This window comes from Bradyrhizobium sp. 482_C4_N1_8, from assembly GCF_052075965.1.
Lineage (GTDB): Bacteria > Pseudomonadota > Alphaproteobacteria > Rhizobiales > Xanthobacteraceae > Bradyrhizobium > Bradyrhizobium barranii.
Genome location: NZ_CP197231.1, coordinates 2,679,266 through 2,694,658, shown reverse-complemented (window position 1 = coordinate 2,694,658; position 15,393 = coordinate 2,679,266). Strand labels below are relative to the sequence as shown.

Here is a 15,393-nt window from a genome sequence, read left to right as displayed (position 1 = left end):
CGACGCAAAGCGCGTGCTAAACAGGGCCCGTAGCGGAGCCTGATGATGAAGCGAATGGTCGCCCTCATGACGCTTGGCCCCGCTCTCGTCGCGACCATGGCGAGCGCGCAGGACATGATGCGTGACGTCGACCTCACGTCACCCGCGATGGTCTCCGCGGAAATGAGCCGGCAGGAGGTCGAGGCCATCCTGGCCAAAGCCAGCCCCGGGGCGCCGGCCGATTTCACCGGCAAGCGGTTGTCGGGGCTCGATCTCTCGGGTCTCGACCTTTCCACGGCGATTCTCCGTGCGGCACGACTCAACAAGACGAAACTCGCCGGTGCCCGTCTTGATCAGGCGATCCTCGATCAGGCGTGGCTGCTGGACGCTGATCTCGCGGGCGCGAGCCTGAAGGGCGCCAATCTGTTCGCCTCGCAGATGGCGCGCGCGCGTCTGGACGGCGCGGACCTGGCCGGTGCTCGCATCGCGGCCGACCTCACCGGCGCAAGCCTGATCGGCGCCTCGATTGCGAACGCGCATCTTGGCGCCGATATGCGCAACCAGTCGATGGGGCTGATGCGCGCCGTGCTGCGATCCGCCAATCTGGAAGGGTTGAACGCGCGCAATGCCGACCTGTCGCGCGTCGATCTCGAATTTGCCTCCCTCAAGGGAGCCGACCTGACCGGCGCATCGCTCAAAAATGCTCAGCTCGGCGGCGCCGACCTGACCGGAGCCACCGTCACTGACGCCGATTTCGAGGGCGCCGATCTTGCCTCGGCGAAGCTGATCGCGCCGATCGGCCTTGACCGCGCCAGGAATTTCGACAAGGCAAAGAACCGCGAGCGCCTGATCAGGGAATAACAGGGCGCCTTTGGGAGGATCGGCTGATGCGTTGGTTTCTGGCTTTGATCGCGTTGTTGACGTTGGCCGGCGAAGCCGCCGCCCAAAGCAAGGGCAAGGGCATCCGGCTCTGGAATTTGACGACGGAGACGATCTCCGGCTTCCAGCTCTCGCCCGCCGGCAAGACCGAGTGGGGCCCGAACCAGTGCCTGAACGACAAGGACAAGGAGGTCGACCACGACGAGCGGCTGCGCATCACCGGCGTCGAACCCGGCCGCTACGACGCCTGGGTCAGCTATCCCAATGCGCGGCAGTGCATCGTCCGCGACATCGAGATCAAGGCCGACGCGGTGTTCTCGATCGCCGACAAAGACCTGAAGGACTGCACGAAATAACGAAGGCGGCTTACGCCTTGTCGTTCGGGTGCGGATATTCGCAGCGCCACCGCACCGCCTGCCACTTCGGATGATCGCCGACCCATTGCGCGATATAGGGCGGCGCGGCCATCACGCATTGCCTCGGCGACCCCGCAAAGTTGAACACCAGATGCTGCTCCTCGCAGGTCGCAGGCGAGAGCACCGCACATACAGTCACCACCAGGTCAATCGGGTTCATGCCGGGATCCTGTCGCAAGGGGACAATGGAGATTAGCACAAAAGGTTACGTTCCGAGGAGCGGGAAGTTTCAAACGGACGGGATGGTCCCTCGAGGCGGAACAAACGCACTAGAAGTTTACCCCGAACACCAATCGCGCCTGATGGCGCTCGAAATTGACGAGGTCGAGATTGCCGCCCGATCCGGCCGAGCGGCCCCAGGCCTGCATGCTCCAGCTCAGGGTGAGCCGCGACTTCTCCGATAGCTGGAAATAGGCGGTCGGACCGACAAACAGCGCCTGCCCCGAGAACTCACCGAGGCCGATGCCCTCATATTGGCGGAAGTAGCGCATCTCACCACCGAGCAGAAAATTGGGGCGCACGCGCACCATGCCGCCAAAGGCCGCGCCGATCGTCGAACTCTTCTCGGACACCCCCGCCACCTCGAAGCGCGCCCATTCCGGCTGATAGATCAGATTGAGCGCCGCGATGGCGTAGTTCGGAATCAGCTCACGGTCGAAAGCGAGCGTGAAATCGGTGCCGTACATCCGTCCCTTCGCGCCGCTGGTCTCGTCGATGCGATCGCCATGGAGTTCGGCGGCGACAGTCAATCCGAATGGCGCGCGCCCGCGGTCGAGCAGGCGGTAACGCAGGTCGAGCGAGGCGCCCTGGAAATTGAACTGACGGCGGTCGTCGATATCAGGGACGCCGGTGATGTCATGCAGCGTGGCGGTGCCGCCGACCTCGATACGGAAGTTCGGCAGCGGCACGACTTCGATCTCGACCTCCTGCTGGAGGGCGCGATAGGTGCCGCCCTTGCCGAAGCGTCCCGTGGTCTGAGTCTGGAATTCGCGCTCGCCGGGATTGCCGACATCGGTGCCGATCATGAAGCCGAAAATGTGCTCGGTATCAAAGCTCTCTTCGGCACTGACACACGCCGGTGCAAGCGCAACACCGAACGCAATTGCCGTCCAGATCGTGTGGGCTCCAAGGCGCATTGCGAACACTACCACGGCTTCGACGGCGTTCGCCATCGAAGCCGCGGCAGGTCGTCAGTCTTACTTGCGCGCAGCGCAGGCGTACATGTTGATTTCCATGCCGACCGGCACTTCCACGATCTTCGGAGCTTTCCAAGCCATTCGGGTCTCCCAAGGGTATTGAGCGCGACATCGCGCGGGGCAAAACCTAGGGCTGCGTCAGGTGCAGCGCAAGCCTGGAATCGAAGCGCAAACACAGCGAACTGTCGCATTATGCTCGCGAATTTCCCTCTCGGGCAAATCGCCTTCGCTCCCAGTCAAGCGCCGCGTCTCTCACCGCAACAAGCGCAGCAGCGCGCGGCCGGCGCGCGAGTTCAGCTCCTTCGCATCCAGCGTTCCGTCCTTGTCGGGATTCGCTGCGTTGAAGCGCTGCTCCACCACCGCGAGATATTCGTCGAGCGTGAGAGTCCCGTCGCGATCGGGATCGGCGGCGGCGAGTTCTTTCGCCGTTAACCGTCCGCGCAATTCGCGCGCGTCCAGCGTGCCGTCGTGATCGGGATCGAGCTTTGCGAACAGCGCGGCGGCCGCCTTCTTTACCTCGGCGAGATCGAGCGTGCCGTCATTGTCGGTGTCGAACATCTTTACGGCGTTGCCGGAAGCAGCCCACGCTGGACCGGACAGCACTGCAATCGTGAGCGCAAGCGCAACTGAGCGACGTGAAATCATCAAACCCTCCTGACCAGCCCCCCGATTCGTAGGGGGTCGAAACGACATAAGTCTACAAGCGAGCCCCGGTTCAAGTCCGGAATTGCAACCCGCGCACCGCACAACTCGCGGAACCCGACGGCCCGGGCAGAGCGGCCGAAGCCGGCACCGCTTCATGCCACGGAATTTCTTCAGCGTCTGCGCACAAGTGAAAGTCGGTTGTCAGGTTTCTGTCAGGTGACCGGCATCTGGCATCCAACATATCGGCGACGCACTTACGACTTTCGTATTGACGTGTTTTGCGTTCGGGCGGAGTGTTGGTGCCGCAGCGTCAAAAGGCGCGCATATTGGGAGGAACGGATGAAACGCTTTGCGATGGCCGCGAGCCTCGTCATGCTTGCATCGACTTGTGCGAGCGCACAGACCACCGAGCAACTGGTCAAGGGCGCGACCGATACATCGAACGTTCTCAATTACGGGATGGGCTACAATCTGCAGCGCTTCTCGACGCTGAACCAGGTCAACAAGGACACCGTCAAGAATCTCGTCCCGGTCTGGAACTACAGTTTCAACGACGATCGCAGCGAGGAATCGCAGCCGCTGGTGTACCAGGGCGTGATCTACGTGACCTCGCACAACGCCACCATGGCGGTCGACGCCAAGACCGGCAAGCAGATCTGGAAATCCAAGGTCGAGTATCCCGCCGAGACGCCGCGCATCGTCTGCTGCGGCATCATCAATCGCGGCGCCGCGCTCTATGACGGCAAGGTCTTCCGCACCACGCTCGACGCCAACGTGATCGCGCTCGATGCCAAGGACGGCAAGGAGCTGTGGCGGCAGAAGGCCGCCGACATCAAGGAAGGCTATTCGATGACGGTGGCGCCGCTGGTCGCCGACGGTGTCGTCATCACCGGCATCTCCGGCGCCGAGTTCGGCACCCGCGGCTTCATCGACGGCTGGGACCCGGCGACGGGCAAGCATCTCTGGCGTACCCATTCGATCCCCTCGCCCGACGAGCCCGGTGGCGACACCTGGAAGGGCGACACCTGGAAGCTCGGCGGCGGCTCGACCTGGATCACCGGCTCCTACGATCCCGAGCTCAACACGGTCTATTGGGGCATCGGCAATCCCGGACCGTTCAACTCGGCGGTGCGTCCCGGCGACAACCTCTACACCTGCTCCGTGCTGGCGATGGATCCCAAGACCGGCAAGATCAAGTGGCACTACCAGTTCTCGCCGAACAATCCGTTCGACTATGACTCGGTGGCCGAGATGGTCCTCGCCGACATGAATATCGAGGGCAAGCCGACCAAGGTGCTGATGGACGCCAACCGCAACGGCTTCTTCTATGTGCTCGACCGCACCAACGGAAAGCTGCTCGCGGCCAATCCTTACGTGAAGGTGAACTGGGCAACCGGCATCGACATGAAGACCGGCAAGCCGATCGAGACCGACGTCTCGAAGGACGCGCGCGACGGTAAGAAGGTCACCGTCTATCCGTCGATCCTCGGCGGCAAGAACTGGGAGCCGATGTCGTTCAATCCGCAGACCGGATTGGCCTATGCCAACACGCTCGCCTTCGGCGGCAGGTACAAGACCGAGCCCGTCACCTTCAAGCAGGGCGAATGGTATCTCGGCATGGACCTCACCGACCTCTGGGAGTGGGGTGACGGCCCGCGCGGTCATCTGAAGGCGATCGATCCCATGACCGGCAAGGCCAAGTGGGAAGCGCCAAGCGACATCCCGCGCTTCTCGGGCGTGCTGTCGACCGCAGGCGGCGTCGTGTTCTCGGGCGCACTGACAGGCGAGTTCGAGGCCTTCGATGCCGACACCGGCAAGAAGCTCTGGCAGTTCCAGACCGGCTCCGGCATCGAGGGGCAACCGGTGACCTGGCAGCAGGATGGCGTGCAGTACGTTGCCGTCACCTCCGGCTATGGCGGCGTCTACTCGCTGTTCTCCGGCGACGAGCGGCTTGCCAAGGTGCCGCCCGGCGGCTCGCTGTGGGTTTTTGCGGTCAAGCAATAACCACGGCCCGATGCTGAAGGACATCTCTCACAAGACGGTGGCGACGGTCGCCACCGTCGCGGTGCTGACGGTCGCGCTTGCGGCGACCGTTCGTGCCGCGGACGATGCAACCGGCAATCCCGTGCAGGCACAGATCGACTATGGCAAGTCGACCTATACTTCGAAATGCTCGCACTGCCACGGCCCCAACATGATGAATTCCGGCACCATCACGCCGGACCTGCGCGCCTTTCCCGACGACAAGACGCGCTTCGTCACCACGGTGAAGAACGGCAAGAACAACAAGATGCCGCCCTGGGCCGACATTTTGAGCGACGACGAGATCGGCAATCTCTGGGCCTTCGTCTCGAGCAGGAGAAAGCCATGAGACCCTGGCTCGCCGCATGGAGCGTTGCCGCGATCCTCGCGGCGGCGACCACCGCCGCGCGTGCGGCCGACGAGCCGCTGAAGGTTTGCCTCGATGAGGACCGGCCTCCGCTCTCGGTGCATCACAAGGGCAAACCGGATTCAGGCTTCGACGTACTGCTGGCGCAGGCGATCGCGGACCGGATCGGCCGGCCGCTGACAATCCAGTGGTTCGAGAGCAAGCTGGACGAGGATTCGAGCCCGCAGCTCGAGGCCAACGCCTTGCTCTCCGACGGGCGCTGCTCGCTGGTCGGCGGCTATGCGCTGACGACGGATTCCCTCGTCAAGCCCGGCATGAAGACGGCACGCTTGCCGGACTTCGCCGGGGCCACGCGCGACGACCGGCGCCGCCGCGTCGCGCTCGGCGTGCTTGTGCCCAGCCAGCCTTACGTCTATTCGCCGATGACGGTGGTACTCGGGCCGAAAGCGCAGGGCCGCAAGATCGGCGACATCGGCGATCTCGGCGGCCTTCGCCTTGCGATCGAGAGCGGCTCGCTGGGCGATGCCATTCTGATGACCTTCGACAAGGGCCGCCTGATCGACAGCATCACCCATCTCGTCCCCGGCCGCGACGATCTCCTCGGCGCGCTCCAGCGCGGCGACTATGACGCGACGCTGATCGACCTCGGCCGCTTCGATGCCCACCGCGCCGCGCATCCCGACACGACGATCACCGCGTCGGGCTATTATTATCCGATCGGCGCCAATCGCGGCTATGTCGGGCTGGCCAGCGACGGCGCACTGATCGACGCGGTCAACAAGGCGCTGACCAGCCTTGCTGCCGAAGGCAAGATCGCCGAATTCGGCAAGCAGGCCGGCCTCACCTATCTGCCGCCGCGCGAGCCTGCGGTGCTCGGCGATGTCTGGGCGAAGATCATTCAAAGGTGAGGTGGCCTCACGTGCCACCACATCACCGGTGTCATGCCCCGCGACCCGGCTACGCCGGGGCTGAGGTCTAGGGGCGCCGAAGCTTTAGCGTAGGCGGCAGGCGGGGCATCCAGTACGCTGCGGCCTCTCGATTCAATCGCAAGCGCCTCTGGAATACTGGATCGCCCGGTCAAGCCGGGCGATGACAGCGAGGGTGTGGCGCGACCGTCGCTCCACACGCCAAAGTGCCGACCACATTTCCGTGGTATGCATAGTGTTTCGTTCGCCCCTTTGGTGCCCCGTGAATCCCCCCACGACACCCTCCGCCACCAACCTGCGCGATCTCCTCTCCCGCGAAGTCAAGACCGGCGAGCTCCTGCGCGCGCTGATCGTCGTCGGCCCGATGGTCGCCGCCTATTTCATCTCGCGCGAGACGGCGCTGCTGAACCTGGGGCTCGTCGCGGTCTCGCTACTCATTCCGGCGCTCAGGCAGCACTTTCCGCCAAAAGTCGTCGCGTGGCACTATCTCGCCATTCTCGTCACCTTTGCCGCGCTTTTCCTTGCAGCTCCGGTCAAGCCGCTATTCGTGGTGCTGACGGCGCTCGCCGGCTTCCTTGCGGTGGCGGGGACGCGCTACGGCGAACATTTCCGTACGCTCGGCAATTGGGTGTTCATCCCCGCCGTCTATCTCGCCTGCGAGGTGCGGGAGGGCGTGAGCGCCTCGGAAGCGATACGTCATGCCGGCGTGATCATCGCCTCCTCTCCGATCGCGCTGGCGCTCGTCTGCGCTATCCAGGTTTACGACCAGCGGCAGCGTGGCAATGCCGCGACCTCGTTCGGACCGCCCGCGACCGACTGGTTTCTGCCCGCAGCGGCAACCGCCATGGCGGTCTTTGCCGCAGCCGCCCTGGTCGAGATCTTCAACCTCGCGCAGGGGCAATGGGTGATGTGGTCGGCCGCAAGCGTCGTGGTCGGCGACCTCACAGCGTCCACCGGCAAGCTGAAGCAGCGGGCGATCGGCGCCTTCGTCGGCGTGCCGCTCGGCTTTCTCCCGGGCCTTGCCCTGTCGCAAAGCCGCGTCGGCTACGCCATCGCGATTCTGGCGGCCACCCTCACCCTGATCTCGTTCTCCCGCTACGTCGTCGGCTTCGGCCTGCGCTGCTTCTTCATTGCGCTCGCCGCATCCTTTGCCGGCGGCGCCAGCGGCATCGCCGAGGAGCGCATCGTCAACGTGCTGATCGGCGGCACGTTCGGCCTGATTGCGGTGGCCCTGACCGAGATCGTCTGGCTGCGGGTGATGCGGAAGACCCGATCGCCCGGATGACGCGCAAATGGGCACCGCGCGGCCTTGTCGAATGCGCCAATCTGTCTCGCCTGCCACCCCAGCCTGATGCAGTAGGGTCGGCAAAAATCAGGAGGGAATCATGCCCGCAAAATTCGATCGCCGCCACTTCATCACCGCCGGTACCAGCGCACTCGCGATGCCCTTCATCGCGCGCGGCGCCTCGGCGCAAGGCGCATCGCAAGGCAGTTGGCCCTCGCGGCAGATCCGCATGATTTGCAGCTATCCCGCCGGCGGACAGACCGATTTGCTCGCGCGCGCCTATGGCGAATTCATCTCCAAGCAGGTCGGTAAGACCGTCGTGGTCGAGAACAAGCCCGGCGCCTCCGGCGCGATCGGCACCGCAGAGGTCGCCCGCGCCGAGCCCGACGGCCACACCATCCTGTGCTCGATCTCGACCACCTACATCATGAACCGGGTCGTGATGAAGAATCCCGGCTACGACATGGACAAGGATCTGACGCTGGTCAGCGTCATTCCGGGCGCCGGCCTGTTGCTGGTCGCAAACCCCAAGACCGGGGTCAAGACGCTGGAGGATTTCGTCGCCTTCGCGCGCAAGAGCGGCAAGGTCAACTTCGGCACCTATAGCGCGGGCTCGGCCCCGCACATGACGATCAACGAGCTCAACAAGCAGTACGGTCTTTCCATCGAGCCGGTTCACTACCGCGGCGAAGCGCCGATGTGGACGGGGATGCTGGAAGGCACGCTCGATGCCGCAATGGGCAGCTACACGGCGGCGCAGTCCGTCCTGCAAAGCGACCGTGGCACCGTGTTCGCCGTGCATTCGAAGAAGGTCGACGCGATCCCAGCCATCAAGACCCTCCCGGAGCAGGGCGCAACGTCGAAATTCTTCACCGTGAGCGGCTTCTCCGGCTGGGCCGTGCCGAAGGCGACGCCGCAGCCGGTGGTCGACCGCCTAGCGGCGCTCTGCGTCGCCGCCAACAGCGATCCGAAGGTGAAGGAGGTTCTCGCGACCTTCGTGCTCGAGCCGGCCATCGGCTTCAAGGAGACCAATGCCCTGTATCAGCACGAGTTGCCGATCTGGATCGAGAGCGCGCGGTCGCTCGGCCTCGAGCCGGCCTGAACCTTCCGCGGCGCACGGGGCTGTCCCATCGGAGCCCGGCATCCGACCAAAGCCTAGTGTCGGAAGCGCATTTTCCCGCTATGATTGTGCGCCGGTGCCGGCCCCCTCACCGGCGGACAAGAAAGGCCGATCGCATGACACCGGATGGCGTCGCCGTTGCCGTCATGATCACTCTGCTCTTTCCGATGGGCTACTTCACGCTGGCCTCGCCCGCCTTCCTGCTGGTGAAGCTCGATATCCAGCCCGTCGCCCAGCTATTGCGTGGGATGTTCAACGCCCATTTTCTGGTGATGCGCGTCGCCGGCGTGATCGGGGCGCTGGCTTTCCTGCTCGACGGTCGCCTGGTCGCCGCGATGGGCGTCGGCCTGCTCGCGGCCCTGGCGATCTGGGGACGCCGCTGGTTCATGCAACGGATCGACGACCAGCTCCGCGCGAGGGACGCAGGTGATGCTGAGGCCCCGCACCGGCTGCGCCGGCTGCATTGGAGCGGCATGCTGGGCAACGCGGTGCTGCTGGTCGCTCTCGTGACCAGCATTCCCTACGTCGCCATATCGGCCTGAGAGATATCGCCGCGCGGCCTGCGTCGGCTGCGGCGCTCGCCTAATGCTCGCCCGAGGCCGCGGCGCCCTGCTGGGCCTTGTGGATCGAGGACGGCACCACGCCAAAATATTTCCGGAACACGCGGCTGAAATGCGATGAGCTGGAGAAGCCCCAGGAGAAGGCGACGTCGGTGATGGTCTTGCCGCCGTGCGCCTCGAGCTCCTGGCGGCAATTCTGCAGGCGCGCCTGCCAGATGTAGTCGCTCACCGTGGTGCCGCGCTCGGAGAACAGCATGTGCAGATAGCGCTTGGAGCAGCCGAGCTCGGCGGAGATCTGGTCGATGCACAGATCCGGATCGCGCAGGTGCTCGCGGATGAAGAATTGCGCGCGCACATACATCGCCTCGGGCCCGACGCGATCGAACATCGTGTCCGCTTCGCGCAACGGCAGCAGCAAGAGGTCGATCAGCGAATCGGCGACACCGACCGCGCTGTTCGCCGACAGCTTGGCCGCCTCGTCGAAGGTGGCATGGACGAAATCATGGGCGATTCTCCCCGTCCCGGTCTTCGCCGACAATTTGCAGGCCGGCATCCGCTGCGACGGGAATCCACGGTCGCGCAGCAAGGCCTTCGGCACGATCACCACGTCGTGGCGGGTGAAGGCAGGGCTGATGATGGAATGCGGACACGAGACGTCATAGGCGATGATGTCGCCCGGGTTCAGCTCGATGTGGCGGCCTTCCTGCTCGAAATAGGACACGCCGTAGGTCTGGAAGTGGATCTTGATGTACGGGTGTTCATTGGCTTTGGCGCGCGCCAGCGTGTGCGCGATGCGATGCTGGCTGACCTCGATCTGGCAGAGCTTCAGGCGCGAGACGCTCGTGTAGTCGATGCGGCCCTCGAGCGAGGACGCCTCGAGCGGATCGACGTCGAAATGCCCACACAGGCTTGTCAGCCCGTCGATCCAGCTCTGGATCTGCCGCTTCGGCGTCAGGCCGGTCGTCGAGAGCGTGTGAATGGTGTCGGACATTAATCCAGCCGCTGGTTTCATCTGCAGATTCGACGCGAATCGCAACCAGCGCTGCTGGAGCCCTCAGCTATGATTGCGTGACGTTTACCTCGAATTTGAGCGGTCTTTTGCAACGAGCGCGATCGTTCCATTGCCACCCTTGACGGTTAATCCTCCGCCTTAGTTGCAGCGCCGTCAAGGGGAACCTGAGCGCCGAAGGCGCCGCGAAGCCGCGCGGAAGCCGCTGAATTCGCTACTGCAAAATCAAAAACTTCGCGTCCGTGCGCTGTCAAGCAAACCGGCTTCCCTCTTGGGCAAGTTTCCCGATGACGAAGTCGTTAGGGATTGCGGCAGGAACAAAAAAAACGGGCCTCTCCTGCACGTGGACCCGTAGCTCTCATCCGGAGGAGGAAACAGCACAGCATCGTTTCTGGTCCCAAACGTGACCGCCCTGCACGAGCAGACGCCGGACGAGAAGCCCGGTGATTAAGCAATGCTTCGGAAACAATAAACGAGACCAACGGAGGAATGACTATGCGCAAGGTGCTAATGGCGACCTATCTTGGCTCCGCGGCGATGCTCGCCGTCGGCAGCGCGTCAGCCAATGACGAGCTGATCAAGATGTCGCAGAATCCAAAAGACTGGGTCATGCCGGCGGGCGACTACGCCAATACCCGCTATTCCAAGCTGAACCAGATCAACGCACAAAACGTAGGCAAGCTCCAGGTCGCCTGGACCTTCTCCACCGGCGTGCTGCGCGGCCACGAAGGCGGCCCGCTGATCATCGGCAACGTGATGTACGTCCATACACCGTTCCCGAACAAGGTCTATGCTCTTGACCTTTCCAACGAGAACAAGATCATCTGGAAGTACGAGCCGAAGCAGGATCCGAACGTCATCCCGGTGATGTGCTGCGACACGGTCAACCGCGGCCTGTCTTACGGCGACGGCAAGATCATCCTGCATCAGGCTGACACCACGCTGGTTGCGCTCGACGCCAAGACCGGCCAGGTCGCCTGGTCTGTGAAGAACGGCGATCCCACTAAGGGCGAGACCGGAACCTCTGCGGCGCTCGTCGTCAAGGACAAGGTCCTGGTTGGCATTTCCGGTGGCGAGTTTGGCGTCCAGGCTCACATGACGGCTTACGATCTCAAAACGGGCAAGTTGGCTTGGCGCGGTTACTCGGGAGGGCCTGATGATCAAATCTTGGTCGATGCCGAGAAGACCACCGCTCTCGGCAAGCCGGTCGGCAAGGACTCCAGCCTCAAGACCTGGCAGGGCGATCAGTGGAAGATTGGCGGCGGCGCCACCTGGGGCTGGATCTCCTTTGATCCTGAGCTGAACCTGATCTATTACGGATCAGGCAATCCCTCGACCTGGAACCCGAAGCAACGTCCAGGCGACAACAAATGGTCGATGACGATCTGGGCCCGCAATGCCGACACCGGCGTGGCCAAGTGGGTCTACCAGATGACGCCGCACGATGAGTGGGATTATGACGGCGTCAACGAAATGATCCTCTCGGATCAGTCGATCAACGGCCAACCGCGCAAGCTGCTGACCCATTTCGACCGCAACGGCCTCGCCTACACGATGGATCGTGTCACCGGCGAACTGCTGGTCGCCGAGAAATACGACCCGAAGGTGAACTGGACCTCCGGCGTCGACATGGACAAGAACTCACCGACCTATGGCCGCCCGAAGGTTCTCGACGCGGCCTCGACTGAAAAGGGCGGCGAGGATCACAACACCAAGGGCATCTGCCCGGCCGCGCTCGGTACCAAGGACGAGCAGCCGGCAGCCTACTCGCCGGACACGCAGCTGTTCTACGTTCCGACCAACCACGTCTGCATGGACTACGAGCCGTTCAAGGTGAGCTACACCGCGGGCCAGCCCTATGTGGGTGCGACGCTCTCGATGTATCCGCCGCAGGGTGAAACCCATATGGGTAATTTCATCGCCTGGGACGGCAAGACCGGCAAGATCGTCTGGTCGAACAAGGAGCAGTTCTCGGTCTGGTCGGGTGCGCTCGCAACCGCCGGCGGCGTGGTGTTCTACGGCACGCTCGAAGGCTACCTGAAGGCGGTCGACGCCAAGACCGGTAAGGAGCTCTACAAGTTCAAGACTCCCTCCGGCATCATCGGCAACGTCACCACCTATGAGAACGGCGGCAAGCAGTATGTCGCAGTGCTCTCCGGCGTGGGCGGCTGGGCCGGCATCGGTCTGGCAGCTGGTCTGACCGATCCGACCGCCGGTCTCGGCGCAGTCGGTGGCTACGCGGCTCTCAGCAACTACACGGCACTCGGCGGTACGCTGACCGTGTTCTCGCTGCCAGCAGCGAACTAGCCTCACCTTCGTGTCGCTCCGGCGCGTGGATCAACTCCACGCGCCGGCTCGTCTCCACCGAACGCCTTCGAGGATCATCTCTTGCGTAAAATCTGCTTTGTCATCGCTGCGACCATCTTCGTGACCTCGGGAGGAATTGCCGTTGCGGACGGTCCGGGCGCCCCGACCGCCGTCAAGAAGGAAGACGACGGAAAGTGGCTCGATAAGGAAGGAAACCCGACCTACAAGATTTCGGCCGACGGCACCGTGGACTGGTTCACCTATTCCGGATATCGCCGCTATCACTCCGACTGCCACGTCTGCCATGGCCCCGACGGCATGGGATCCACCTACGCACCGGCGTTGAAGGATTCGGTCAAGACCATGAGCTATGGCGACTTCCTCGGCGTCGTCGCCTCCGGTCGCAAGAACATCTCGACCGCGCAGGAGAACGTCATGCCTGCCTTCGGCGACAACCCGAACGTCGCCTGCTACATGGACGATCTCTACGTCTATCTGCGCGCCCGCTCCGACGAGGCGTGGGGCCGTCAACGTCCCTCCAAGAAGGATGAAAAGAACGAGACCTACACCAAGGCGGAAGACGCCTGCATGGGCAAGAAATGAAGGTTACCAGGACCGATACCACCTCGTGGCGTCCTGCGAGAATTTGAGGAGTTTACGATGAAGACACGTGCCGCCGTTGCTTTCGAAGCCAAGAAACCACTCGAGATCGTCGAAGTCGATCTGGAAGGACCGAAGGCCGGCGAAGTCCTGGTCGAGATCAAGGCGACGGGCATCTGCCATACCGACGCCTACACGCTCGACGGCTTCGACAGCGAAGGAATCTTCCCGTCGATCCTGGGTCATGAGGGCGCCGGTATCATCCGCGAGATCGGACCGGGCGTGACCTCGGTGAAACCGGGCGACCACGTCATTCCGCTCTACACGCCGGAATGCCGGCAGTGCAAAAGCTGCCTGAGCCAGAAGACCAATCTCTGCACCGCGATCCGCGCGACGCAGGGCAAGGGCGTGATGCCCGACGGCACCAGCCGCTTCTCCTACAAGGGCAAGCCGGTCTACCACTACATGGGCTGCTCGACCTTCTCGAACTTCACCGTGCTGCCGGAGATCGCCGTCGCCAAGATCCGTGAGGACGCGCCGTTCGACAAGAGCTGCTACATCGGCTGCGGCGTCACCACCGGCGTCGGCGCCGTCGTCAACACCGCGAAGGTCACGCCGGGCTCCAACGTGGTCGTGTTCGGCCTCGGCGGCATCGGCCTCAACGTGATCCAGGGCGCCAAGATGGCCGGCGCCGACAAGATCATCGGCGTCGACATCAACGACTCCAAGGAGGATTGGGGCCGCCGGTTCGGCATGACCGAGTTCGTCAACCCCAAGAAGATCACCGGCGACATCGTCGCGCATCTGGTCAACCTGACCGACGGTGGCGCCGACTACACCTTCGATTGCACCGGCAACACCACCGTGATGCGCCAGGCGCTGGAAGCCTGCCATCGCGGCTGGGGCACCTCGATCATCATCGGCGTTGCCGAGTCCGGCAAGGAGATCGCCACCCGCCCGTTCCAGCTCGTCACCGGGCGCAACTGGCGCGGCACGGCCTTCGGCGGCGCGCGCGGCCGCACCGACGTGCCCAAGATCGTCGACTGGTACATGAACGGAAAGATCCAGATCGATCCGATGATCACCCACGTGCTCAAGCTCGAGGAGATCAACAAGGGTTTTGACCTCATGCACGAGGGCAAATCCATCCGTTCAGTCGTCGTGTTCTAGCTCGAAAGCGTCACACCCAAGGAGGATCGACCCATGACTGTTGCACTCCATCCCTCGATCGATAACGGCGTCAAACAGGGCAGCGGCAGCTTTGCCGGCGGCACACTGGTCTGCAAATGCACGGACCACCCGGTCAAGGTCGCCGTGAAGGGCGACGTCGCCCACAACCACGCCTGCGGCTGCACCAAGTGCTGGAAGCCGCAAGGCGCGAACTTCTCGGTGGTCGCCGTGGTGCCACGCCAGAACGTCAGCGTGACCGAGAACGGCGACAAGCTCCAGATCGTCGATCCCTCGGCGGTGATCCAGCGCCACGCCTGCAAGGCCTGCGGCACGCACATGTACGGCCGCATCGAGAACAAGGGCCATCCGTTCTACGGCCTCGACTTCATCCATCCCGAGCTGTTCCAGGAGCAGGGCTCGCAGGCGCCGCAATTCGCCGCCTTCGTCTCCTCCGTGATCGAATCCGGCGTGAAGCCGGAACAGATGGCAGGCATCCGCTCGCGGCTGAAGGAAATCGGGCTCGAGCCCTATGACTGCCTATCGCCGGCGCTGATGGACGCGATCGCGACCCACGTGGCGAAAGCCAAGGCCGCCTAAACAAGGCTGCCTGACAAGGCCGCCTGAACAAGGCCGTCAGACCTTCGCCGTGCCCGTCCGCTCGCTGGCCCCGACCATCGCCAGCGAGCCGGACGGTCCGGCCCTCGACCAAATCGCTGCGATGCCGCCGCATCGCACGAGGCAGACGCGAGCGCCATGAGCTCCTCAGATGAGCTCCTCAGTCCTGGTCTCTGAATGACTGCGCAGTGCCGCCCACTTCCCCCTCGAAGTCCGCGCCGCTGCGTTCTCCCTCCCTCGACTGAGGCATCCTGCTTCGTCCGCGCAGTCTCTGCCGGACGAAGCTTTTTTCGTCGT

At 63.5% G+C, this 15,393-nt stretch carries 17 protein-coding genes; 12 read left to right on the top strand and 5 right to left on the bottom strand.

The genetic code is table 11. From position 1 onward, the window contains the following. Positions 1-42: 42 nt before the first annotated feature. Both AB7Z56_RS12485 and AB7Z56_RS12480 read left to right on the top strand, forming a co-directional pair. Positions 43-840, top strand: a complete 798-nt coding sequence (locus AB7Z56_RS12485; RefSeq protein WP_441256262.1) for a pentapeptide repeat-containing protein — start codon at positions 43-45, stop codon at positions 838-840. A gap of 26 nt (positions 841-866) precedes the next feature. Next, positions 867-1,214 carry a hypothetical protein gene (locus AB7Z56_RS12480; RefSeq protein WP_094184583.1) on the top strand — a complete coding sequence of 116 codons (348 nt, stop codon included), beginning with the start codon at positions 867-869 and terminating at the stop codon, positions 1,212-1,214. Between the two features lie 10 nt (positions 1,215-1,224). Here AB7Z56_RS12480 and AB7Z56_RS12475 read toward each other — a convergent pair whose 3' ends face one another. From AB7Z56_RS12475 to AB7Z56_RS12460, 4 genes are all read right to left on the bottom strand, one after another. Continuing rightward, positions 1,225-1,434: a hypothetical protein gene (locus tag AB7Z56_RS12475; protein WP_014493627.1), complete on the bottom strand. Its 210-nt coding sequence runs from the start codon at positions 1,432-1,434 to the stop codon at positions 1,225-1,227. Between the two features lie 109 nt (positions 1,435-1,543). Continuing rightward, the gene (locus AB7Z56_RS12470; protein ID WP_085405671.1) at positions 1,544-2,446 is read right to left on the bottom strand and encodes a hypothetical protein; all 903 of its coding nucleotides are present in this window, start codon (positions 2,444-2,446) and stop codon (positions 1,544-1,546) included. A 24-nt stretch (positions 2,447-2,470) separates the two neighbouring features. Further along, complete coding sequence (gene pqqA, locus AB7Z56_RS12465; protein ID WP_012029362.1) at positions 2,471-2,551, bottom strand: pyrroloquinoline quinone precursor peptide PqqA; 81 nt, start codon at positions 2,549-2,551, stop codon at positions 2,471-2,473. Positions 2,552-2,722: 171 nt separating this feature from the next. After that, positions 2,723-3,115 (bottom strand): EF-hand domain-containing protein, encoded by a 393-nt coding sequence (locus AB7Z56_RS12460; RefSeq protein ID WP_063981985.1) that lies wholly within the window; start codon positions 3,113-3,115, stop codon positions 2,723-2,725. 339 nt (positions 3,116-3,454) lie between these two features. On the opposite strand from AB7Z56_RS12460, the gene AB7Z56_RS12455 reads away from it, so the two are divergent. The 6 genes from AB7Z56_RS12455 to AB7Z56_RS12430 all read left to right on the top strand — a co-directional run bounded on the left by AB7Z56_RS12455 (position 3,455) and on the right by AB7Z56_RS12430 (position 9,377). Continuing rightward, positions 3,455-5,119, top strand: a complete 1,665-nt coding sequence (locus AB7Z56_RS12455; RefSeq protein ID WP_071911673.1) for a methanol/ethanol family PQQ-dependent dehydrogenase — start codon at positions 3,455-3,457, stop codon at positions 5,117-5,119. Between the two features lie 10 nt (positions 5,120-5,129). Next, positions 5,130-5,486, top strand: coding sequence for a c-type cytochrome (locus tag AB7Z56_RS12450; RefSeq protein WP_085405669.1), 357 nt, complete (start codon positions 5,130-5,132; stop codon positions 5,484-5,486). Beyond that, positions 5,483-6,412: a substrate-binding periplasmic protein gene (locus AB7Z56_RS12445; protein WP_085405667.1), complete on the top strand. Its 930-nt coding sequence runs from the start codon at positions 5,483-5,485 to the stop codon at positions 6,410-6,412. Before AB7Z56_RS12450 ends, AB7Z56_RS12445 begins: the two co-directional genes overlap by 4 nt. Positions 6,413-6,692: 280 nt before the next feature. Next, complete coding sequence (locus AB7Z56_RS12440) at positions 6,693-7,715, top strand: FUSC family protein (RefSeq protein ID WP_085405665.1); 1,023 nt, start codon at positions 6,693-6,695, stop codon at positions 7,713-7,715. 100 nt (positions 7,716-7,815) lie between these two features. Beyond that, positions 7,816-8,817, top strand: coding sequence for a Bug family tripartite tricarboxylate transporter substrate binding protein (locus AB7Z56_RS12435; protein ID WP_085405664.1), 1,002 nt, complete (start codon positions 7,816-7,818; stop codon positions 8,815-8,817). 134 nt (positions 8,818-8,951) lie between these two features. Continuing rightward, positions 8,952-9,377: a hypothetical protein gene (locus AB7Z56_RS12430; protein WP_063981979.1), complete on the top strand. Its 426-nt coding sequence runs from the start codon at positions 8,952-8,954 to the stop codon at positions 9,375-9,377. Between the two features lie 40 nt (positions 9,378-9,417). On the opposite strand, the gene AB7Z56_RS12425 is transcribed toward AB7Z56_RS12430, so the two are convergent. After that, positions 9,418-10,386: a helix-turn-helix domain-containing protein gene (locus AB7Z56_RS12425; protein ID WP_014493617.1), complete on the bottom strand. Its 969-nt coding sequence runs from the start codon at positions 10,384-10,386 to the stop codon at positions 9,418-9,420. Positions 10,387-10,899: 513 nt separating this feature from the next. On the opposite strand from AB7Z56_RS12425, the gene xoxF5 reads away from it, so the two are divergent. The 4 genes from xoxF5 to gfa all read left to right on the top strand — a co-directional run bounded on the left by xoxF5 (position 10,900) and on the right by gfa (position 15,078). Then, a complete protein-coding gene (xoxF5, locus tag AB7Z56_RS12420) occupies positions 10,900-12,711 on the top strand; it encodes a lanthanide-dependent methanol dehydrogenase XoxF5 (RefSeq protein WP_063981978.1) in 1,812 nt (603 codons plus the stop codon). An 81-nt stretch (positions 12,712-12,792) separates the two neighbouring features. After that, positions 12,793-13,314, top strand: a complete 522-nt coding sequence (locus tag AB7Z56_RS12415; protein WP_085405662.1) for a c-type cytochrome, methanol metabolism-related — start codon at positions 12,793-12,795, stop codon at positions 13,312-13,314. A 57-nt stretch (positions 13,315-13,371) separates the two neighbouring features. Further along, the gene (locus tag AB7Z56_RS12410) at positions 13,372-14,481 is read left to right on the top strand and encodes an S-(hydroxymethyl)glutathione dehydrogenase/class III alcohol dehydrogenase (RefSeq protein WP_014493614.1); all 1,110 of its coding nucleotides are present in this window, start codon (positions 13,372-13,374) and stop codon (positions 14,479-14,481) included. 33 nt (positions 14,482-14,514) lie between these two features. Then, positions 14,515-15,078 carry an S-(hydroxymethyl)glutathione synthase gene (gene gfa, locus AB7Z56_RS12405; RefSeq protein ID WP_063981977.1) on the top strand — a complete coding sequence of 188 codons (564 nt, stop codon included), beginning with the start codon at positions 14,515-14,517 and terminating at the stop codon, positions 15,076-15,078. Positions 15,079-15,393 lie beyond the last annotated feature (315 nt).